A 20,481-nucleotide genomic window follows, 5' to 3' on the forward strand; every position below is an offset into this window, starting at 1 on the left:
CATGCCCCATACCTTGCCTGCTTTGCCTTACGCCTACGATGCACTGGAGCCGCACATCGACGCCCAGACCATGGAGATCCACCACAGCAAGCACCATCAGACCTACGTCAATGGCCTCAATGCCGCCATCGAAGGCACCGAGTGGGCCGAGTGGCCCGTGGAAAAGCTGGTCGGTGCGGTCAAGCAACTGCCGGAAAACCTGCGGGGTGCGGTGACCAACCATGGCGGCGGCCACGCCAACCACAGCCTGTTCTGGACCGTAATGTCACCGCAGGGGGGCGGCGAGCCGCAGGGCCAGCTGGCGCAGGCCATCTCGTCGCAACTGGGCGGTTTCGACGCCTTCAAGGACGCCTTCACCAAAGCGGCGCTGACCCGTTTCGGCAGTGGCTGGGCGTGGCTCAGCGTGACGCCGCAGAAAACCCTGGTGGTGGAAAGCAGCGGTAACCAGGACAGCCCGCTGATGCACGGCAATACGCCAGTTCTTGGTCTGGACGTGTGGGAGCATGCCTATTACCTGAAGTATCAGAACCGTCGTCCGGAATACATCGGTGCTTTCTACAACGTCATTGACTGGGCGGAAGTGGAACGTCGTTATGTTGAAGCCCTGAAGTGAGCCGGACCGGTATGCGCTCTGAAGTGATGTCTGTCAGCAGTGTGCGCCTGTTTCGTCTGGCGCTTGGGACTTTGCTGTTGCTGACCGGCACCGCGCTGCTGGTCGCGCGCGGCCTTGCGTGGCTGGACCTGGAGCCACGCATGTTGCGCGCCCTGGAGGGCGGCGCATTATGCGCACTGGGGACGGCGCTGGGGGCGGTACCGGTACTGGTCATTCGCAACATGCCGGTGGCGCTGGCCGACACGCTGCTGGGCTTCGGCGCAGGCGTGATGCTGGCAGCCACCGCATTTTCCCTGATCATTCCGGGCCTGGACGCGGCCCGGTCCGTAGGTTTCAGCCCATGGGCCGCCGGTGGCCTGATCAGCTTTGGCTTGTTGTTCGGTGCGCTGTGCCTGTTTCTGGTTGACCTCAAGGTGTCTGGCGCCTCGCCAGAAGCACTGGTCGGCACTGGCAACCAGCCGGTGATTGCTGCGCGTATCTGGCTGTTTGTCATTGCCATCGTTGCGCACAACATCCCCGAAGGCATGGCCATCGGTGTGTCGGCAGGTGGGGGCATGGCCGACGCCGACAGCCTGGCCATGGGCATTGCGTTGCAGGATGTGCCCGAGGGACTGGTGATTGCGCTGGTGTTGGCCGGGGCGGGCATGTCGCGTTTCAACGCTTTTCTGATTGGCGCTGCGTCAGGCTTGGTCGAGCCGCTGGCCGCAGTGATCTGTGCCTGGTTGGTGAACATCGCCGAACTGCTGTTGCCGCTGGGCCTTGCCTGCGCGGCAGGGGCGATGCTGCTGGTGGTGACCCAGGAGATCATCCCGGAATCGCGCAGTAACGGCCATCATCGTCTGGCCAGCCTGGGGCTGTGCATCGGGTTTTGCCTGATGATGGTGATGGACACCGCGCTGTCCTGATTCATGATCAGGTTTACGCGTTCCTAGCAGGACCGTGCAGGCTTCTATTCGCCTTCGTCGAAGAAGTTGTTGATCAGCTCGACCAACGCATTCATCGCCTCGTTGTCCTGCTCGCCTTCGGTATGCAGGTGCACCTGGGTGCCTTTGCCGGCTGCCAGCATCATCACCGCCATGATGCTCTTGCCGTCCACCAGCGTGTCCGGCGCGCGCCCAACGCGCACCTGGCAGGGATAACGGCCAGCCACGCCGACGAACTTGGCTGCCGCCCGGGCATGCAGGCCCAGCTTGTTGATAATGGTGATTTCGCGGGCGGGCATCGTGGGGCGGATCCTTGGGCTAGAGGTCGCGGTGGCGGACCTGGACGTTTTTCAGGGATTGCTGCAGCAACTGGCCAAGGCGCTCGGTTATGTACACCGAGCGGTGGTGGCCGCCGGTGCAGCCGATGGCAATGGTAACGTAGGCACGGTTGCTGGCGGCGAAGCGGGGGAGCCACTTGAGCAGGTAGCTGGAAATGTCGCTGAACATGTCTTCGACATCTGGCTGTGCGCCCAGGTAGTCGATGACCGGTTGCTCGAGGCCGGAGTGTTCGCGCAGTTCAGGCTTCCAGTAAGGGTTGGGCAGGCAGCGCACATCGAACACCAGGTCCGCATCGACCGGCATGCCCCGCTTGAAACCGAACGACTCGACAAGGAACGCGGTGCCAGGCTCGGGCTGGTTGAGCAGGCGCAGCTTGATCGAATCACGCAGTTGATACAGGTTCAGGTTGGTGGTGTCGATCTTCAGGTCAGCCAGGTCGGCGATCGGCCCCAAAAGCTCGCTCTCGACGCGGATCGCCTCGGCCAGCGAGCGGTTGGCATTGGTCAATGGGTGGCGTCGGCGGGTTTCCGAAAAGCGCTTGAGCAGCATGCCTTCGTCGGCATCCAGGAACAGCACATCACACTGGATATTGCGCGCGCGGGCTTCTTCGAGCAATTCGGGGAAGCGCGTCAGGTGGCTGGGCAGGTTACGTGCGTCGATCGACACTGCAACCTTCGGTTGCAGCAGTTCGGTGTTGATCAGCGCCTCTTCCGCCAGCTCCGGCAAGAGCGCGGCGGGCAGGTTGTCAATGCAGTAGAAACCATTGTCTTCCAGGACATCGAGGGCGGTACTCTTGCCGGAGCCGGACCGGCCGCTGACAATGATCAAGCGCATGTTCAGTGCTCGTTCTGTTCGTCCAGGACTACCTGGAAGAGGGCCTCGTTACTGCTGGCGCTACGCAAGCGATCACGAACTTCCTTGCGATCAAGCATGCTGGCAATCTGGCGCAGCAGTTCCAGGTGGGCATCGGTAGCGGCTTCAGGCACCAGCAAGACGAACAGCAGGTCCACGGGCGCGCCATCGATGGCGTCGTATTCGATTGGGGCGTCCAGGTGCAGCAGGGCACTGACCGGTGCGGAGCAACCTTCAAGCCGGCAGTGAGGGATGGCGATGCCATTGCCGAAACCGGTCGAGCCGAGTTTTTCGCGGGCGACCAGTTTTTCGAAGACGTCTTGCATCTCCAGTTCTGGCACTTGATCGGCGATGAGGTTCGCAACCGTTTCCAAGGCGCGCTTTTTACTGCCGCCCGGCACGTTCACGAGGGAACGGCCGGGGGTCAGGATGGTTTCAAGTCGGATCATGGATGAGGGGGATCAGCGGGCAGCTGCACCTTGCAGCAGGCTTTGCTGTTTTTCCTTGTGTTTTTTCAGTTGGCGGTCGAGCTTGTCGGCCAAGGCGTCGATGGCTGCATACATGTCTTGGTCTTCGGCATTGGCAACCACTTCACCGCCAGGAATCTGCAGGGTCGCTTCGACCTTCTGCTGCAGCTTCTCGACTTTCATGATGACCTGCACGTTGGTGATCTTGTCGAAGTGACTTTCCACGCGGGCGAGCTTTTCAAGCACATAATCGCGCAGTGGCTGGGTGACTTCTACATGCTGTCCACTGATATTGACTTGCATACAGCTTCTCCTTTATTGCCCGTGCATAAAGAGGCAGGTCTTGCACCTGCCCCACAAACGCTGTGGCGCATCTCAGGGGCTACATCAGTCGCTTGCGTTCGCTCGACGGTGCTATGCCGAGCGACTCGCGGTACTTGGCGACGGTGCGACGGGCTACCTGGATGCCTTGTGCCTCCAGTAAACCAGCGATCTTGCTGTCACTCAATGGCTTTTTCTGATTTTCCGCTGCAACCAGTTTTTTGATGATCGCGCGGATCGCTGTAGACGAGCATTCTCCGCCTTCGGAGGTGCTGACGTGGCTGGAGAAAAAGTATTTCAGTTCGTAGATGCCACGCGGGGTGTGCATGTATTTTTGCGTGGTAACCCGAGAGATGGTCGACTCATGCATCCCCACCGCTTCGGCGATGTCATGCAGCACCAGCGGCTTCATTGCTTCATCACCATGGTCGAGGAAACCGCGCTGGTGCTCGACGATCTGCGTGGCAACCTTCATCAGGGTTTCGTTGCGGCTTTGCAGGCTCTTGATGAACCAGCGCGCTTCCTGCAACTGGTTGCGCATGAAGGTGTTGTCGGCACTGGTGTCGGCGCGGCGCACGAAGCCTGCGTATTGCGGGTTGACCCGCAGGCGCGGGATGGCTTCCTGGTTCAGCTCCACCAGCCAGCGGTCGCTGTCTTTGCGCACGATGACGTCGGGCACCACGTACTCGGGTTCGCTGGACTCGATCTGTGAGCCAGGGCGCGGGTTGAGGCTTTGTACCAGCTCGATGACCTGGCGCAGCTCGTCTTCCTTGATTTTCATGCGCCGCATCAGCTGGCTATAGTCGCGGCTGCCGAGCAGGTCGATGAAATCGGTGACCAAGCGCTTGGCTTCGGTCATCCACGGAGTGTTGGCAGGCAGCTGGCGCAGTTGCAGCAGCAGGCATTCACCCAGGTTACGGGCGCCGACGCCGGCCGGTTCGAACTGCTGGATACGGTGCAGCACCGCTTCGACCTCGTCCAGCTCGATATCCAGCTCCGGGTCGAAACCGGCGCAGATTTCCTCAAGGGTGTCTTCCAGGTAGCCCTGGCCGTTGATGCTGTCGATGAGGGTAACGGCGATCAGGCGGTCGGTGTCGGACATCGGCGCCAGGTTCAGTTGCCACAGCAGGTGGCTTTGCAGGCTTTCGCCGGCCGATGTGCGGGTGGTGAAGTCCCACTCATCGTCATCGTTGCTCGGCAGGCTGCTGGCGCTGGTCTGGTAGATGTCTTCCCAGGCGGTATCGACCGGAAGCTCGTTGGGGATCCGCTCGCCCCACTCGCCATCTTCCAGGTTGTCGGCACTGACGGTGCTTTCCTGAAAGCTGTTGTCCTGGGCTTCGGCTGCCGGCTTGTTCTCGGCGTTGTCCGCCATCGGGTCGCTGTTGTCGAAGTCCTCGCCGTCTTCCTGACGTTCGAGCATCGGGTTCGACTCCAGCGCTTCCTGGATTTCCTGTTGGAGGTCCAGGGTGGAAAGCTGGAGCAGACGGATGGCCTGTTGCAACTGCGGTGTCATCGTCAGTTGCTGGCCCATTTTTAGGACGAGCGATGGTTTCATGGCTGGGGCTTAATACCTTGTTCGCCGGCGCGCATGCGCCATCCACTACACGAGGGCGCCGGGGCGCCAGATCAAGCAAGTTTTATGCCTTAAATTGTAGCGTTTGCCTAGAGCACTGTAACAACTTTACCCGCGGTTTCACGGCTATGTGCCAGTGCTCCAGGCGCATCCCCTGGGTCAGAGCCGGAACTCGTGGCCCAGGTAAACCTCTTTGACCAGGTCGTTGGCCAGGATGGTCTCGGCATCGCCTTCAGCGATCAGCCGGCCATCATTGACGATATAGGCGGTCTCGCAGATATCCAGCGTCTCGCGCACGTTGTGGTCGGTAATCAGCACACCGATGCCCTTGGCCTTGAGGTGGTGGATGATCTGCTTGATGTCACCAACCGAGATCGGGTCGACACCGGCGAAGGGTTCGTCCAGCAGGATGAACTTGGGTGCGGTTGCCAGGGCGCGGGCAATCTCGACGCGGCGGCGTTCACCACCGGAAAGGCTCATGCCGAGGTTGTCGCGAATATGGCTGATGTGGAACTCCTGCAGCAGGCTTTCCAGCTCTTTGCGGCGGCCGTCGCGGTCGAGGTCCTTGCGGGTCTCGAGAATGGCCATGATGTTGTCGGCCACCGACAGTTTACGGAAGATCGAGGCTTCCTGCGGCAAGTAGCCGATGCCGGCACGGGCGCGGCCGTGCATGGGCTGGTGGCTGACATCGAGGTTGTCGATGAGCACGCGCCCCTGCTCGGCCTGGACCAGCCCGACAATCATGTAGAAGCAGGTGGTCTTGCCGGCGCCGTTGGGGCCGAGCAGGCCGACGATCTGGCCACTGTCGATCGACAGACTGACATCACGTACGACCTGCCGCCCCTTGTAGCTCTTGGCCAGATGCTGGGCTTTGAGGGTTGCCATTTACTCGGCCTTCTTCTTGGGCTGGATCACCATGTCGATGCGCTGACGTGGCTGGGTCACGTTGCCACCACGACCGGCGGTCGCCACCTGGGACTTGGTGTTGTAGACGATCTTCTCGCCTTCGGTCGTGTTGCCCTCGTTTTCGACCTTGGCGCGGTCGGTGAGGATCACGGTGTCTTTCTGCGCCTGGTACTGGATTGTCACTGCCCAGCCTTTCATCTTGTCTGGCTTGGCAGCGCTCTGTTGTTGCTCGAAGTAGGCCAGGTTGCCGACCGAGGTGACTACATCGATGTCGCCGTTGGCGGCGCGGGTCATGGTCACGGTGTTGCCTTTGATCATCATCGAACCTTGGGTGATGATCACGTCACCGGTATAGGTGGCCACGCCTTGCTTGTCATCCAGATGGGCCTGGTCGGCCTGGATGCGGATCGGCTGATCACGGTCATTCGGCAGTGCGAAGGCGCTCGCGCTTCCCAGTGCTGCGCTCAGGCTGAGCAAAAGGGGGAGGGTTTTAACGAGCCTCATACTGTCCTCTTACGTTAGAGAGCAGGTCCATCCTGCTTTCTTTCAAATACGCTTTCATTCCTTTGCCCGTAGTCGTGCCACCGGCGCCGTCGATTCTAACGGCTTGCTCGGTCTGCGCATATTGCTTCTGCGGGAACACGGTCATGCGTGAACTGGTAATGATGGTTTCACGCTGTTTTTCGTCGATGCGTGCAATCCGTACCTTGTCGATCAGCTCGACCTCGGTGCCGTCCGGGTTGACCTCGGCGCGGGTGCTTTGCACGTGCCACGGGTATTGGGTGCCGCGGTACAGGTGCAGGTCCGGCGTAGTCACCAAGGTGATTTCGCTGGTCTTCATGTGCTCGACCTTGTCGGCGGTCATTTCGTACTGCAGCTTGCCGTCGGGCAGAAATTGCACACTGTGGGCGTTGATCGCATAGTAGTCGATGGCGCTTTCGTCGACCTGGGCCACCGGCTTGTCGAGGAAGCTTTCCGGGCTGACATTCCAGTAGCCGACCGCCGCCAGCAGGGCGGCGATCACTGCTAGCAGCGCAATATTGCGGGCTTTCTTGCTGAACATGGGCAGCCTTACAGGTAGTTGGCGTTGGCAGCGTCCAGGGTACCCTGGGCCTGCATGATCAGTTCGCAGAATTCACGGGCTGCGCCTTCGCCGCCGCGTGCCTGGGTCACGCCGTGAGCGTGCTGGCGAACAAACGGGGCGGCGCTGGCCACGGCCATGCCCAATGCCACCCGGCGAATGACCGGCAGGTCGGGCAGGTCATCGCCCAGGTAGGCCACTTGATCATAGCTTAGGCCCAGTTCGGCGAGCAGGCCGTCAAGCACGACCAATTTGTCCTGGCGGCCCTGGTACAGGTGCGGGATGCCGAGGTTTTTCGCCCGGCGCTCGACCACAGGGGTTTTGCGCCCGCTGATGATCGCGGTGGTCACACCCGAGGCCATGAGCATCTTGATGCCCTGGCCGTCGAGGGTATTGAAGGTCTTGAACTCGCTGCCATCTTCGAGGAAGTACAGGCGCCCGTCGGTGAGCACGCCGTCTACGTCGAACACTGCCAGCTTGATGGCTTTGCCGCGTTGCATGAGGTCCTGGTTCATTCCATCGCTCCTTACATTACACCGGCGCGCAGCAGGTCGTGCATGTTCAGGGCGCCGGTCGGGCGGCCCTCGCGGTCCACCACCACCAGTGCGCTGATCTTGTGGTCTTCCATGATCTTCAGGGCTTCGGCAGCGAGCATGTCGGCGCGGGCCGTTTTGCCGTGCACGGTCATGACCTGGTCGACCAGGGTGGTGTGTACGTCGATGTTGCGGTCCAGGCTGCGGCGCAGGTCGCCGTCGGTGAAGATCCCGGCCAGCGTGCCGTCGGCTTCGACGATCACGGTCATGCCCAGGCCTTTGCGGGACATTTCAAGCAGCGCATCCTTGAGCAGGGTGCCGCGGGCTACCTGGGGCAGCTCGTCGCCGCTGTGCATCACGTTCTCGACCTTGAGCAGCAGGCGACGGCCCAGTGCACCGCCCGGGTGCGAGAAGGCAAAGTCTTCAGCGGTGAAGCCGCGGGCTTCGAGCAGGGCGATGGCCAGGCAGTCGCCCAGCACCAGCGATGCCGTGGTGGAGGAGGTGGGTGCGAGGTTAAGCGGGCAGGCCTCTTGCGCGACGCGGGCGTCGAGGTTGACCTCGGCGGCCTGGGCCAGGGGCGAGTCCGGGTTGCCGGTCAGGCTGACCAGCTTGATGCCCAGGCGCTTGATCAACGGCAGCAGGGTGACGATTTCGGCAGTGCTGCCGGAATTGGAAAGCGCAAGGATGACATCATCGCGGGTAATCATGCCCATGTCGCCATGGCTGGCTTCGGCCGGGTGCACGAAAAACGCCGGGGTCCCGGTGCTGGCCAGGGTGGCGGCGATCTTGTTGCCGATATGCCCGGACTTGCCCATGCCGACCACGACCACCCGGCCCTTGCTGGCCAGGATCAGCTCGCAGGCTTTGACGAAATTGTCGTCGATGCGCGCCAGCAGGGCCTCTACGGCCTCGAGTTCCAGGCGCAGGGTGCGTTGGGCGGATTGAATCAGCTCGCTGGATTGGCTCATGTCGAGAAAGCAATGCCTGATGAAAAGGTCGCGATTATACGCGCAATGACGAAAACCCTCACCCCTTCGATTGCTGTAGCGAATGTCATCAAAGCCTGTCACGGGGCTGAACGACTGCTTGTCCGGCCTTGGGGCGGCACTGTCAGCGGTGCTATAGTTCGCCGCTATTCGGCCTGCCAGGGGCGCTTGTGCCTTCCTGATGGAGGCCGGCGTCCATTAGGACGAGGCTGCACTAGCAAGGAGTCTAGATGAGTGTGGATAGCGCCTACGCGGTCGAGTTGAAGGGGGTTACCTTCAAACGTGGTTCGCGCAGCATTTTCAGCAACGTCGACATTCGCATCCCGCGCGGCAAGGTCACCGGCATCATGGGGCCATCGGGTTGCGGCAAGACCACGTTGCTCCGCCTGATGGGTGCGCAATTGCGCCCCTCCAGCGGTGAGGTATGGGTTGCTGGCCAGAATCTGCCGACGCTGTCGCGCAGCGACCTGTTCGACGCCCGCAAACAGATGGGTGTGCTGTTTCAGAGTGGCGCGCTGTTCACCGACCTCGATGTGTTCGAGAACGTCGCGTTCCCGCTGCGCGTGCACACCCAGCTGTCGGACGAAATGATCCGCGACATCGTGCTGATGAAGCTGCAGGCCGTGGGCCTGCGGGGTGCCATCGACCTGATGCCTGACGAATTGTCCGGTGGCATGAAGCGCCGTGTGGCGCTGGCGCGGGCAATTGCCCTGGACCCGCAGATCCTTATGTACGACGAGCCGTTCGTCGGCCAGGACCCGATCGCCATGGGCGTACTGGTGCGCCTGATCCGCTTGCTTAACGATGCCCTGGGCATTACCAGCATCGTCGTTTCCCACGACCTGGCGGAAACCGCCAGCATCGCCGACTACCTCTACGTGGTAGGCGACGGCCAGGTGCTGGGGCAGGGGACGCCCGACGAGCTGATGGGCTCGGACAACCCTCGCATTCGCCAGTTCATGAAGGGCGACCCGGACGGCCCGGTACCCTTCCACTTTCCTGCGCCTGACTACCGCGCCGACCTGCTGGGAGCGCGTTGATGCGCAGAAAATCCTTACTCGAACGTGTTCGCCTGCTGGGCCGTTCGGCAATCGATGTGCTGGCCGTGCTCGGGCGTTCCTGCCTGTTCCTGTTCCATGCGCTGGTTGGCCGTGGCGGTATCGGCGGCGGCTTCCAGCTGCTGACCAGGCAGCTGTACTCGGTGGGCGTGTTGTCGCTGGCGATCGTTGTCGTGTCCGGGGTGTTTATCGGCATGGTGCTGGCGCTGCAGGGCTACAGCATCCTGGCCAGGTACGGTTCGGAGCAGGCAGTGGGGCAGATGGTCGCCCTGACCCTGCTGCGTGAGCTCGGCCCGGTGGTAACGGCGTTGCTGTTCGCCGGCCGTGCAGGGTCCGCCCTGACCGCCGAAATCGGCAACATGAAGTCGACCGAGCAGCTGTCGAGCCTGGAAATGATCGGCGTCGACCCGCTCAAGTACATCGTCGCGCCGCGCCTGTGGGCCGGTTTCATCTCGCTGCCGTTGCTGGCGCTGATCTTCAGCGTGGTCGGCATCTGGGGTGGCTCGTGGGTGGCCGTGGACTGGCTGGGCGTCTACGAAGGCTCGTTCTGGGCCAACATGCAGAACAGTGTTTCTTTTACTGACGACGTGCTTAACGGGCTGATCAAAAGCCTGGTGTTCGCCTTCGTCACAACCTGGATTGCCGTATTCCAGGGGTACGACTGCGAGCCCACCTCAGAAGGGATCAGCCGTGCCACCACCAAGACCGTGGTCTATGCCTCGTTGGCAGTGCTGGGTCTGGACTTTATTCTGACCGCCTTGATGTTTGGAGATTTCTGATGCAAAACCGCACCCTGGAAATCGGTGTCGGCCTGTTCCTCCTGGCCGGGATCCTGGCGCTGCTGCTGCTGGCCCTGCGTGTCAGCGGGCTGTCGGCCAGCCCGAGCAGCGATACCTATAAAGTTTATGCCTACTTCGACAATATCGCCGGTTTGACGGTCAGAGCTAAAGTGACCATGGCCGGTGTGACCATCGGCAAGGTCACCGCCATCGATCTGGACCGGGATTCCTACACCGGTCGGGTGACGTTGCAGCTGGACAAGTCGGTGGACAACCTGCCGACCGACTCCACGGCCTCGATCCTGACTGCCGGTCTGCTTGGCGAGAAGTACATCGGCATCAGCGTGGGCGGCGAAGATCAGGTGCTCAAGGATGGCGCGACCATCCACGACACCCAGTCGGCCTTGGTGCTGGAAGATCTGATTGGCAAGTTCCTGCTCAACTCCGTTGGCAAGGAACCGAAAGAAGCGCAACCGGCTAATTAAGGAGTATCCATGATTTCGATCCTGCGACGTGGCCTGCTGGTCCTGCTGGCGGCCTTCCCTCTGCTGACCCTGGCGGCGCAGTCGCCTCACGAGGTGGTTCAGGGCACGACCAATGAACTGCTGGGTGACCTCAAGGCCAACAAGGAGCAGTACAAGTCCAACCCCAGCGCCTTCTACGATGCGCTCAACCGCATCCTGGGCCCGGTGGTGGACGCTGACGGTATTTCCCGCAGCATCATGACCGTCAAGTACTCGCGCAAGGCCACACCTGAGCAGATGCAGCGCTTCCAGGAAAACTTCAAGCGCAGCCTGATGCAGTTCTATGGCAATGCGCTGCTCGAATACAACAACCAGGGCATCGTCGTCGACCCGGCCAAAGCCGATGACGGCAAGCGCGCCAGCGTAGGCATGAAGGTCACCGGTAACAACGGTGCCGTTTACCCGGTGCAGTACACCCTGGAAAACATCGGTGGTGAGTGGAAGGTGCGTAACGTCATCGTCAACGGCATCAACATTGGCAAGCTGTTCCGTGACCAGTTTGCCGATGCCATGCAGCGCAATGGCAACAACCTGGACAAGACCATCGACGGCTGGGCGGGTGAAGTGGCCAAGGCCAAGCAGGCAGCAGACAGCTCGCCTGACAAGGAAGTGAAATGAGTGAGGCCGGCGTAAGCATGGCTGAGCCAGGCGTTATGCGCCTGGCCGGCGTGCTGGACTACCGTACCGGCCCCGCCTTGCGCAAGCAGGGCAAGTCGCTGATCGACGCCTCCCGCGAGCCGCACCTGGTGCTGGATTGCTCGGCTGTCGAAAAGTCGTCGAGCGTTGGCCTGTCGCTGTTGCTTGCGTTCATTCGCGATGGCCAAGCCACCGGCAAGGCCTGCGAGGTCCGCGGCATGCCTGACGACATGCGGGAAATTGCCGAGGTCTATGACCTTGATGAAGTGCTGGCGACCTGATGGCCCGGCACGGATGATGGCCCCTCGGTCAGCGAAGCCCTCGTTGGGCTTCGCAGGCGGGGGGCTTTTTTGTATGATGGCCGACCCGTGCGCATCGGGCGCCGATTGAGGTTGAGCATGCAGGCCGTAGAAGTTAAAAGCTTCCTTGAAGAGAAATTGCCGGGTTCCCGGGTCGAAGTTGAAGGCGAAGGCTGCAACTTCCAGTTGAACGTGATCAGCGACGAGTTGGCTGGCCTGAGCCCGGTCAAACGCCAGCAGGCGATCTATGCTCACCTGAACCCATGGATCGCCAATGGCAGCATCCATGCGGTAACCATGAAATTTTTCAGCAGCGCAGCCTGGGCTGAGCGCACCTGAGCCAACTTGGCGGCGAGACTCCAATGGACAAACTGATTATTACTGGCGGCGCTCGCCTTGACGGCGAGATCCGCATTTCGGGCGCGAAGAACGCAGCCTTGCCGATTCTGGCGGCGACCCTGCTGGCCGATGGCCCGGTCACCGTGGGCAACCTGCCACACCTGCACGACATCACCACCATGATCGAGCTGTTCGGCCGCATGGGCATCGAGCCTGTGATCGACGAGAAGCTGTCGGTGGAGATCGACCCACGCACCATCAAGACCCTGGTTGCGCCTTACGAGCTGGTCAAGACCATGCGCGCCTCGATCCTGGTACTGGGCCCGATGGTTGCCCGTTTCGGCGAAGCCGAAGTGGCCCTGCCTGGCGGTTGCGCCATTGGTTCGCGCCCGGTCGACCTGCACATCCGCGGCCTCGAGGCCATGGGCGCGAAGATCGAAGTGGAAGGTGGCTACATCAAGGCCAAGGCGCCTGAGGGTGGCCTGCGCGGTGCGCACTTCTTCTTCGACACCGTCAGCGTCACCGGTACCGAGAACATCATGATGGCCGCTGCCCTGGCCAAGGGCCGCAGCGTGTTGCAGAACGCCGCGCGCGAGCCTGAAGTGGTCGACCTGGCCAACTTCATCAATGCCATGGGCGGCAATGTCCAGGGCGCCGGTACCGACACCATTACCATCGATGGCGTCGAGCGCCTGCATTCGGCCAGCTACCGCGTCATGCCGGACCGCATCGAGACCGGTACCTACCTGGTCGCTGCTGCCGTGACCGGTGGCCGCGTCAAGGTCAAGGACACCGACCCGACCATCCTTGAAGCCGTACTGGAAAAACTCAAGGAAGCCGGTGCCGACATCAACACCGGCGAAGACTGGATCGAGCTGGACATGCATGGCAAGCGGCCAAAGGCCGTCAACCTGCGTACCGCCCCGTACCCGGCGTTCCCGACCGACATGCAGGCGCAGTTCATTTCGCTCAACGCCATTGCCGAAGGCACCGGCGCGGTGATCGAAACCATCTTCGAAAACCGCTTCATGCACGTTTACGAAATGCACCGCATGGGCGCGCAGATCCAGGTCGAGGGCAACACTGCCATCGTCACTGGCGTCAAGTCGCTCAAAGGTGCCCCGGTCATGGCCACCGATCTGCGTGCGTCCGCCAGCCTGGTGCTGTCGGCGCTGGTTGCCGAAGGCGATACCCTGATCGACCGCATCTACCACATCGACCGTGGTTACGAGTGCATCGAAGAGAAACTGCAGATGCTCGGCGCGAAAATCCGCCGCGTACCGGGCTAATAGCCCGCAGGTGCAAGGATGCACCTTTCGAATTGAATGCGGCCAGGTCGATGACCTGGCCGGCAGCAGCCGCTTAAGGACCGACGTTCCAATGTTGACCATCGCGCTTTCCAAAGGCCGTATTCTCGACGACACCCTGCCGTTGCTGGCCGAGGCCGGTATTGTGCCGACCGAGAACCCGGACAAGAGCCGCAAACTGATCATCCCCACCACGCAGGACGATGTGCGCCTGCTGATCGTGCGTGCGACCGATGTGCCGACCTATGTCGAGCATGGTGCCGCCGACCTGGGTGTGGCCGGCAAGGACGTGCTGATGGAGTACGGCGGCCAGGGTATGTACGAACCCCTGGACCTGCAGATTGCCCAGTGCAAGCTGATGACTGCCGGCGTGGTCGGCGCACCCGAGCCCAAGGGCCGCCTGCGCGTGGCCACCAAGTTCGTCAACGTAGCCAAACGCTACTACGCCGAACAGGGCCGTCAGGTCGATATCATCAAATTGTACGGTTCGATGGAACTGGCACCGCTGATCAACCTCGCCGACAAGATCATCGACGTGGTCGACACTGGCAACACTCTGCGTGCCAACGGCCTGGAGCCCCAGGACCTGATCGCCACGATCAGCTCGCGCCTGGTGGTCAACAAGGCTTCCATGAAAATGCAGCACGCCCGTATCCAGAGCCTGATCGACACGCTGCGTCAAGCAGTCGAATCGCGACACCGCGGCTGACTCTCTACCGACTGCGCGCGGCTTTCGCCGTCGCGCCCGTCTATCCGCGTCATAGCCACTTTTCTCGGGTGCCCGCGCGGATGGACTGGTAGCCTAGGGTGCCTGAGCATTCGCTAATAATCGAGGCCCTCGCCATGACCGTGTCCACTGCAATTGCCCGTCTCAACGCTGCTGATCCGGATTTCGCCCGACATCTGGATCATCTGCTGAGCTGGGAGAGTGTGTCCGATGACGCGGTCAACCAGCGCGTGCTCGACATCATCAAGGGCGTGCGCGAGCGCGGCGATGCGGCACTGGTAGAGTTCACCCAGCGTTTCGACGGCGTTTCGGCCAACAGCATCGATGACCTGATCCTCGGTCGCGAGCGCCTGGAGCTGGCCCTGACCCGCATTACCCCGGTCCAGCGCGAAGCCTTGGAAAAGGCCGCCAACCGCGTGCGCATGTACCACGAACGGCAGAAGCAGGACTCCTGGCAGTACACCGAGGCCGACGGCACCGTGCTGGGTCAGAAGGTCACCCCGCTGGACCGTGCAGGCCTGTATGTGCCGGGCGGCAAGGCGTCGTACCCTTCGTCGGTGCTGATGAACGCCATTCCGGCCAAGGTTGCCGGCGTGGCCGAAGTGGTAATGGTAGTGCCGACCCCGCGTGGCGAGGTCAATGAACTGGTGCTGGCTGCCGCCTGCATCGCCGGTGTGGACCGCGTATTCACCGTCGGTGGTGCCCAGGCGGTTGCTGCACTGGCCTACGGCACCGAAAGCGTGCCGCAGGTGGACAAGATCGTCGGCCCGGGCAACATCTACGTAGCCACCGCCAAACGCCACGTATTCGGCCAGGTAGGCATCGACATGATCGCCGGCCCGTCGGAAATCCTCGTGGTATGCGACGGCCAGACCGACCCGGACTGGATCGCCATGGACCTCTTCTCCCAGGCCGAGCACGATGAAGACGCCCAGGCCATCCTGGTCAGCCCGGATGCCGCATTCCTCGACCGTGTTGCGGCCAGCATCAGCAAGCTGCTGCCGACCATGGAACGTGCCGACATCATCGAGAAGTCGATCAATGGCCGTGGTGCACTGATCCAGGTGCGTGACATGCAACAGGCCATGGACGTGGCCAACCGCATTGCCCCGGAGCACCTGGAACTGTCGGTGGCCGACCCGCAAGCCTGGTTGCCGCACATTCGCCACGCTGGCGCGATCTTCATGGGCCGTCACACCAGCGAAGCGCTGGGCGATTACTGCGCCGGGCCCAACCACGTGCTGCCTACCTCCGGCACCGCGCGGTTCTCGTCGCCGTTGGGGGTGTATGACTTCCAGAAGCGTTCGTCGATCATTTTCTGCTCCGAGCAGGGCGCGTCCGAGCTGGGCCACACGGCTTCGGTCCTGGCCCGTGGCGAGTCGCTGACCGCCCACGCCCGCAGCGCCGAATACCGTATCCTGACCCAAGAGAAGGGGAACTGAGCATGAGTCGATTCTGGAGCCCCTTCGTCAAGGACCTGGTGCCTTATGTGCCGGGCGAGCAACCCAAGCTGGCCCGTCTGGTCAAGCTGAACACCAACGAAAACCCCTACGGCCCGTCGCCCAAGGCGCTGGAGGCCATGCGTGGCGAGCTTAACGACAACCTGCGCTTGTACCCGGACCCGAACGGTGACCGGCTGAAGCAGGCGGTCGCCGAGTACTACGGCGTAACCCCGGCGCAAGTGTTTGTCGGCAACGGCTCGGACGAGGTGCTGGCGCACATCTTCCACGGCCTGTTCCAGCACGATGCGCCGCTGTTGTTCCCGGACATCAGCTACAGCTTCTACCCGGTCTATTGCGGCCTGTACGGTATTGCCTTCGAGCAGGTGGCGCTGGATGAGCAGTTCCAGATCCGCATCGAGGACTACAACAAGCCAAATGCCGGCATCATCTTCCCCAACCCCAATGCGCCGACTGGCTGCCTGATGCCGCTGCAGGCGGTGGAACAGTTGCTGCAGGCCAACCGTGACTCGGTGGTGGTGGTCGATGAGGCCTACATCGATTTCGGTGGCGAGACGGCCATCAGCCTGGTGGACCGCTACGACAATCTGCTGGTTACCCAAACGTTGTCGAAGTCGCGCTCGTTGGCTGGCTTGCGGGTGGGGCTGGCGGTAGGGCATCCGGACCTGATCGAGGCGCTGGAGCGGATCAAGAACAGCTTCAACTCCTATCCCTTGGACCGTGCTGCGATCGTTGGCGCGGCGGTGGCATTCGAAGACCGCGAGTATTTCGAGGAAACCTGCCGCAAGGTGATCGAGAGCCGCGAGGTCTTGGTCAGGCAGCTTGAGGCCAAGGGTTTCGAGGTACTGCCTTCGGCCGCCAACTTCATCTTTGCCCGCCACCCGCACCAAGATGCCGGCGAACTGGCTGCACGCCTGCGCGAGCAAGGTGTGATCGTGCGCCACTTCAAGCAGCCGCGCATTGCCCAGTTCCTGCGCATTACCATCGGCACGCCAGACATGAACCAGGCGCTGCTCGATGCGTTGAACTGACGTGATTGATGGCCCTGCGCTTCCACAGAGCAGCTGCTAACTGCCTGATTTAGCAGTCGCCCTGTGGGAGCGGGCTTGCCCCGCGAACACCGGCGAAGCCGGTGCCAGGCACCGCGCCCCCTATTCGCAGGGCATGCCCACAGCCTAACGGCTGCTCTCTTCGACCCCGAACGCCTGGGTTCAAATACCTGGTGGTTTGCCCGGCTGCCCGATATCCACTAAGCTCTGTCGATTCATCGGATGATTGGTTGAGTGAGATGGGTACCGAGTTGACCAAGCGCTCTCTCGTGGAGCTGGCCGTGGAGCGCATGCGCGAGCGTATCGTGATGGGCGATTGGCAGGTCGGGCAGCGCTTGCCGACTGAGCCGGAGCTGGCCCATCAGCTGGGCATAAGCCGCAACACCGTGCGCGAGGCGATGCGCGTGCTGGCTTTCAGTGGCCTGGTGGAAATTCGTCAGGGCGACGGTAGCTACTTGCGCACGGCGCATGACCCCTTGCAGGCGGTGCAGGCAATGTCGCGCTGCACCCCGGAGCAGGCCCGGGAAACCCGCCATATCCTTGAGGCTGAAGCCGTTGGCCTGGCGGCGCTGCGCCGAACGGATACTGACCTGCAAGCGCTGCGTGATGCCTTGGCCGGCAGTGCCGGGCACTTTCACGGGGATGTCGATGAATATGTAGCGTGCGACCTGGTATTTCACCAGCGGCTGGTCGATGCCGCGCACAACCCGGCGTTAAGCGAGCTGTACCGGTACTTTGCCGGGGTGGTGGCGGCTGCTCTGAAGCACAACATGGCAACCGTGCCCCGTTGCCAGGCCACGTTCGATCTGCATGGGCAGATCCTCGACGCCATCGAACAACGTGATGCGGAGCGGGCCAAGCGCCTGAGCCGTACCCTCATCGAATCCTGACTCCGAGAAGGCCATGGCTGAATCCATAACCCATAACACCCCGCGCAACGAGCGCGACCTCGATGAGCTTTTGATCGATGCCGAAGCTGACGATGAGCAGGTTCAGCAGCAACCTGTGGTGTTGCGGCGGCCTTGGCTGTTGCTGCTTGGCCTGGTGCTGGTTGCATTGAACCTGCGCCCGGCGCTGTCGAGCATGGCGCCGGTGCTGGGGCAGGTGTCCGAGGGCCTCGGGCTTAATGCCTCGCAGGCCGGCTTGCTGACCACCTTGCCGGTACTTTGCCTTGGCTTGTTTGCCCCGCTGGCACCGGTGCTCGCGCGGCGCTTTGGCAGCGAGCGGGTGATCCTCGGCATTCTCGTCACCCTGGCGCTAGGCATCGTGGTACGAAGCGCCTTTGGGGCTGTCGGGGTGTTTCTCGGCAGCCTGATGGCGGGGGCCAGCATCGGCATCATCGGCGTCTTGTTGCCAGGTATCGTCAAACGCGACTTCCCGCAACATGCTGGCACGCTGACTGGCGTCTACACCATGGCGTTGTGCCTGGGTGCGGCGATGGCGGCGGGGGCGACGGTGCCTTTGGCCCAGCATTTTGAGGGTGGCTGGGCAATGGGGCTGGGCTTCTGGGCGTTGCCGGCGTTGCTGGCCATGTTGGTGTGGCTGCCGCAGGCGCGACGGGGGCATGGCCTGCACAAGGTGGCCTATCGCGTGCGTGGCCTGTGGCGTGACCCGCTGGCCTGGCAGGTAACCCTGTACATGGGCCTGCAGTCATCGCTGGCGTACATCGTGTTCGGTTGGTTGCCGTCGATCCTCATCGGCCGCGGCCTGAGCCCGACCGACGCAGGCCTGGTGTTGTCGGGGTCGGTGATCGTGCAACTGGTCAGCTCGCTCAGTGCGCCCTGGCTGGCCACCCGTGGCAAGGACCAGCGGCTGGCCATCGTGCTGGTCATGCTCATCACCCTGGCCGGCCTGTTCGGTTGCCTGTATGCACCGTTGTCCGGGTTGTGGGGATGGGCCGTGGTGCTGGGCCTGGGGCAAGGTGGCACCTTTGCCCTGGCGCTGACCTTGATCGTGCTGCGCTCGAAAGATGCCCATGTGGCGGCGAACCTGTCGAGCATGGCCCAGGGGGTAGGTTACACCCTGGCGTCGATGGGGCCGTTTGCGGTGGGCCTGGTGCACGACATCACCGGGGGCTGGGCGGCACTGGGCTGGATTTTTGCCGTCCTGGGCATTGGCGCCATCGTATTCGGGCTGGGTGCCGGGCGTGCTTTGCATGTGCAGGTGACCTGCGAGAAAGTTTGAGGCATGTGCTGGCACTGCCGGCGCTATCGCGGGTAAAGCCGCTCCCGCTGGCATTGCACACATTTTGCGGGCAGCGTGATCCCTGTGGGGCCGGCACTGGCATAAGCCTGCGGAGCAGATTATGGTGCTGTTTTCGAGCCCTGGACGGATCTGCCCCATGAGCGACGCCAACCGCGACCTGATCACCCGCTTCTACCAGGCTTTCCAGCGCCTGGACGCCGAGGCCATGGTGGCCTGTTACAGCGACGATATCGTTTTCAGCGACCCGGTTTTCGGCACCCTGCGCGGCAGGGATGTGGGCGACATGTGGCGGATGCTCACTACCCGGGCCAAAAACTTCACCCTGGCATTCGACAGTGTGCGCGCCGACGAGCGCAGTGGCGGCGCGCACTGGGTGGCGACCTACCTGTTCAGCCAGACCGGCCGTGTTGTGGTCAACGACATCCAGGCACGGTTTGTGATTCGCGATGGGTTGATCTGCCAGCATGACGATACCTTCGACTTGTGGCGCTGGTCGCGGCAGGCGTTGGGTGTGCCGGGTATGTTGCTGGGGTGGTCACCCATGCTCAAGAACAAGGTGCGCCAGCAGGCCTTCAAGGGCCTGCGCGCTTACCAGCACAGTCAGGGCAGCGCTACAGCCTGATCGCCGTCGTGGTAGCTGAACCTGGCACCGTCCTGCAGTGACTTCGGCAGTTGTATGCGGATGACGGGAATGAAGCTGCCGTGGGTCTGGTGCCAGTCGCGTTGGTCCGCCTGAGCCTGCTCAAGCGCGCCGTATGGGCCGTCGATGTAGAAGAACGATTGGATGGGCAAGCTGCCGGAGCGTGCTTCGTCCCACGCGCCGATCATCACCTCGTTCCACGGGAATGGCATTTCAGCGGCGAACAATTGCTTGACCCGCAGGCTTTGGTGGAAAGCCTCTGCCCGCTCCGGCACCCGGGCGCGCTGGATGTCGAAGGCACATTGCTGTTTGTAGTCACCGGTTTTCCTGAACTGCGCGATCCAGTCCTCGGCCGTCAGGATGCCTTGCTCATGGCAGACGGTTTCGACATCCGCCGTCTGGCGGTTGTCGCCGCAGCCGCGGGAGCCGCGTTCCCAGGTATCGCCATCGCTGGGCATGGCGCAGAGCATTTCATAGCGCAGGGTGCCTTTGGGCCTTTGCAGCATGGGGTGCAGGGTGAAACCGCTGCGGCCATCTTCTGCCAGGCGGGTCACCGGAATATCTGCGCGCAGGTAGGAAAACGACACCGCACCTTTGGCCTTGGAGTTGGGGCTGTGGTGCCAGGTGTGATACGCGGGCGAGGGCCGGGTCGACCTTAGCAGCACCCCGGAACAGGCATGGGCGGGTACGGCTTCGCCCTCGCATTGTGGCGGGGTCGCGTCGTAGTTGGCCTGCATTTTTTGGGCGACCTTTGCGCCGATCGAGGCGTTGGCGGTAACGGCGATGGTCGACAGCGTTGCACCGAGCAGTATTTGCGGTAGTGTGCGGAACATGATGTAGCCCTCAAGCGTTGGGCTCACCAAA

The 20,481-nt window shown here is 62.2% G+C and carries 26 protein-coding genes; 15 read left to right on the forward strand and 11 right to left on the reverse strand.

Features of this window, described 5'->3' with window-relative positions; all coding sequences use genetic code 11:
* Position 1 precedes the first annotated feature (1 nt).
* Both AC07XM_RS16685 and AC07XM_RS16690 read left to right on the forward strand, forming a co-directional pair.
* On the forward strand, positions 2-613 hold the full coding sequence (locus tag AC07XM_RS16685; RefSeq protein ID WP_023046948.1) for a superoxide dismutase: 612 nt from the start codon (positions 2-4) through the stop codon (positions 611-613).
* A gap of 11 nt (positions 614-624) precedes the next feature.
* Positions 625-1,518, forward strand: coding sequence for a ZIP family metal transporter (locus tag AC07XM_RS16690; protein ID WP_016485033.1), 894 nt, complete (start codon positions 625-627; stop codon positions 1,516-1,518).
* A gap of 44 nt (positions 1,519-1,562) precedes the next feature.
* Here AC07XM_RS16690 and AC07XM_RS16695 read toward each other — a convergent pair whose 3' ends face one another.
* From AC07XM_RS16695 to AC07XM_RS16740, 10 genes are all read right to left on the reverse strand, one after another.
* Positions 1,563-1,835 carry an HPr family phosphocarrier protein gene (locus tag AC07XM_RS16695; RefSeq protein ID WP_016485034.1) on the reverse strand — a complete coding sequence of 91 codons (273 nt, stop codon included), beginning with the start codon at positions 1,833-1,835 and terminating at the stop codon, positions 1,563-1,565.
* A 19-nt stretch (positions 1,836-1,854) separates the two neighbouring features.
* A complete protein-coding gene (gene rapZ, locus AC07XM_RS16700) occupies positions 1,855-2,709 on the reverse strand; it encodes an RNase adapter RapZ (RefSeq protein ID WP_016485035.1) in 855 nt (284 codons plus the stop codon).
* Between the two features lie 2 nt (positions 2,710-2,711).
* Positions 2,712-3,176: a PTS IIA-like nitrogen regulatory protein PtsN gene (ptsN, locus tag AC07XM_RS16705; RefSeq protein ID WP_016485036.1), complete on the reverse strand. Its 465-nt coding sequence runs from the start codon at positions 3,174-3,176 to the stop codon at positions 2,712-2,714.
* Positions 3,177-3,188: 12 nt separating this feature from the next.
* Positions 3,189-3,497 (reverse strand): ribosome hibernation-promoting factor, HPF/YfiA family, encoded by a 309-nt coding sequence (hpf, locus tag AC07XM_RS16710; protein WP_016485037.1) that lies wholly within the window; start codon positions 3,495-3,497, stop codon positions 3,189-3,191.
* A gap of 79 nt (positions 3,498-3,576) precedes the next feature.
* Positions 3,577-5,070, reverse strand: a complete 1,494-nt coding sequence (locus tag AC07XM_RS16715; RefSeq protein ID WP_024717623.1) for an RNA polymerase factor sigma-54 — start codon at positions 5,068-5,070, stop codon at positions 3,577-3,579.
* A 177-nt stretch (positions 5,071-5,247) separates the two neighbouring features.
* Complete coding sequence (gene lptB / locus AC07XM_RS16720; RefSeq protein WP_003255132.1) at positions 5,248-5,973, reverse strand: LPS export ABC transporter ATP-binding protein; 726 nt, start codon at positions 5,971-5,973, stop codon at positions 5,248-5,250.
* Positions 5,974-6,498, reverse strand: coding sequence for a lipopolysaccharide transport periplasmic protein LptA (gene lptA, locus AC07XM_RS16725; protein ID WP_016485039.1), 525 nt, complete (start codon positions 6,496-6,498; stop codon positions 5,974-5,976).
* Positions 6,485-7,057 carry an LPS export ABC transporter periplasmic protein LptC gene (lptC, locus tag AC07XM_RS16730; RefSeq protein ID WP_016485040.1) on the reverse strand — a complete coding sequence of 191 codons (573 nt, stop codon included), beginning with the start codon at positions 7,055-7,057 and terminating at the stop codon, positions 6,485-6,487. Before lptC ends, lptA begins: the two co-directional genes overlap by 14 nt.
* A gap of 8 nt (positions 7,058-7,065) precedes the next feature.
* Entirely contained in the window at positions 7,066-7,590 is a 525-nt protein-coding gene (locus AC07XM_RS16735; RefSeq protein ID WP_102689429.1) for a KdsC family phosphatase, read from the reverse strand.
* A gap of 11 nt (positions 7,591-7,601) precedes the next feature.
* Complete coding sequence (locus AC07XM_RS16740; RefSeq protein WP_016485042.1) at positions 7,602-8,576, reverse strand: KpsF/GutQ family sugar-phosphate isomerase; 975 nt, start codon at positions 8,574-8,576, stop codon at positions 7,602-7,604.
* Between the two features lie 248 nt (positions 8,577-8,824).
* On the opposite strand from AC07XM_RS16740, the gene AC07XM_RS16745 reads away from it, so the two are divergent.
* The 13 genes from AC07XM_RS16745 to AC07XM_RS16805 all read left to right on the forward strand — a co-directional run bounded on the left by AC07XM_RS16745 (position 8,825) and on the right by AC07XM_RS16805 (position 19,599).
* On the forward strand, positions 8,825-9,634 hold the full coding sequence (locus tag AC07XM_RS16745) for an ATP-binding cassette domain-containing protein (RefSeq protein WP_016485043.1): 810 nt from the start codon (positions 8,825-8,827) through the stop codon (positions 9,632-9,634).
* Entirely contained in the window at positions 9,634-10,431 is a 798-nt protein-coding gene (gene mlaE / locus AC07XM_RS16750; protein WP_016485044.1) for a lipid asymmetry maintenance ABC transporter permease subunit MlaE, read from the forward strand. The genes AC07XM_RS16745 and mlaE overlap by 1 nt, the downstream gene beginning before the upstream one ends.
* On the forward strand, positions 10,431-10,916 hold the full coding sequence (gene mlaD, locus AC07XM_RS16755; RefSeq protein WP_016485045.1) for an outer membrane lipid asymmetry maintenance protein MlaD: 486 nt from the start codon (positions 10,431-10,433) through the stop codon (positions 10,914-10,916). Before mlaE ends, mlaD begins: the two co-directional genes overlap by 1 nt.
* A gap of 9 nt (positions 10,917-10,925) precedes the next feature.
* Positions 10,926-11,573: an MlaC/ttg2D family ABC transporter substrate-binding protein gene (locus AC07XM_RS16760; protein WP_016485046.1), complete on the forward strand. Its 648-nt coding sequence runs from the start codon at positions 10,926-10,928 to the stop codon at positions 11,571-11,573.
* Positions 11,570-11,872: an STAS domain-containing protein gene (locus AC07XM_RS16765; protein WP_016485047.1), complete on the forward strand. Its 303-nt coding sequence runs from the start codon at positions 11,570-11,572 to the stop codon at positions 11,870-11,872. The genes AC07XM_RS16760 and AC07XM_RS16765 overlap by 4 nt, the downstream gene beginning before the upstream one ends.
* A gap of 117 nt (positions 11,873-11,989) precedes the next feature.
* Positions 11,990-12,229 carry a BolA family protein gene (locus tag AC07XM_RS16770; protein WP_003255121.1) on the forward strand — a complete coding sequence of 80 codons (240 nt, stop codon included), beginning with the start codon at positions 11,990-11,992 and terminating at the stop codon, positions 12,227-12,229.
* 23 nt (positions 12,230-12,252) lie between these two features.
* On the forward strand, positions 12,253-13,518 hold the full coding sequence (gene murA, locus AC07XM_RS16775) for a UDP-N-acetylglucosamine 1-carboxyvinyltransferase (RefSeq protein WP_016485049.1): 1,266 nt from the start codon (positions 12,253-12,255) through the stop codon (positions 13,516-13,518).
* 91 nt (positions 13,519-13,609) lie between these two features.
* On the forward strand, positions 13,610-14,245 hold the full coding sequence (hisG, locus tag AC07XM_RS16780) for an ATP phosphoribosyltransferase (RefSeq protein WP_016485050.1): 636 nt from the start codon (positions 13,610-13,612) through the stop codon (positions 14,243-14,245).
* Positions 14,246-14,379: 134 nt separating this feature from the next.
* Positions 14,380-15,705: a histidinol dehydrogenase gene (gene hisD / locus AC07XM_RS16785; protein WP_023046950.1), complete on the forward strand. Its 1,326-nt coding sequence runs from the start codon at positions 14,380-14,382 to the stop codon at positions 15,703-15,705.
* Positions 15,706-15,707: 2 nt separating this feature from the next.
* Positions 15,708-16,754: a histidinol-phosphate transaminase gene (hisC, locus tag AC07XM_RS16790; RefSeq protein ID WP_016485052.1), complete on the forward strand. Its 1,047-nt coding sequence runs from the start codon at positions 15,708-15,710 to the stop codon at positions 16,752-16,754.
* Between the two features lie 257 nt (positions 16,755-17,011).
* Positions 17,012-17,662 carry a FadR/GntR family transcriptional regulator gene (locus tag AC07XM_RS16795; protein WP_060517605.1) on the forward strand — a complete coding sequence of 217 codons (651 nt, stop codon included), beginning with the start codon at positions 17,012-17,014 and terminating at the stop codon, positions 17,660-17,662.
* A gap of 13 nt (positions 17,663-17,675) precedes the next feature.
* Positions 17,676-18,956, forward strand: coding sequence for a CynX/NimT family MFS transporter (locus tag AC07XM_RS16800; RefSeq protein ID WP_060517603.1), 1,281 nt, complete (start codon positions 17,676-17,678; stop codon positions 18,954-18,956).
* Between the two features lie 157 nt (positions 18,957-19,113).
* Entirely contained in the window at positions 19,114-19,599 is a 486-nt protein-coding gene (locus AC07XM_RS16805) for a nuclear transport factor 2 family protein (RefSeq protein ID WP_016485055.1), read from the forward strand.
* Here AC07XM_RS16805 and AC07XM_RS16810 read toward each other — a convergent pair.
* Entirely contained in the window at positions 19,578-20,477 is a 900-nt protein-coding gene (locus AC07XM_RS16810) for a hypothetical protein (RefSeq protein ID WP_143499763.1), read from the reverse strand. The two genes, AC07XM_RS16805 and AC07XM_RS16810, sit on opposite strands and share 22 nt — an antisense overlap.
* Positions 20,478-20,481 lie beyond the last annotated feature (4 nt).

This window comes from Pseudomonas sp. GW460-LB5 (assembly GCF_059423245.1).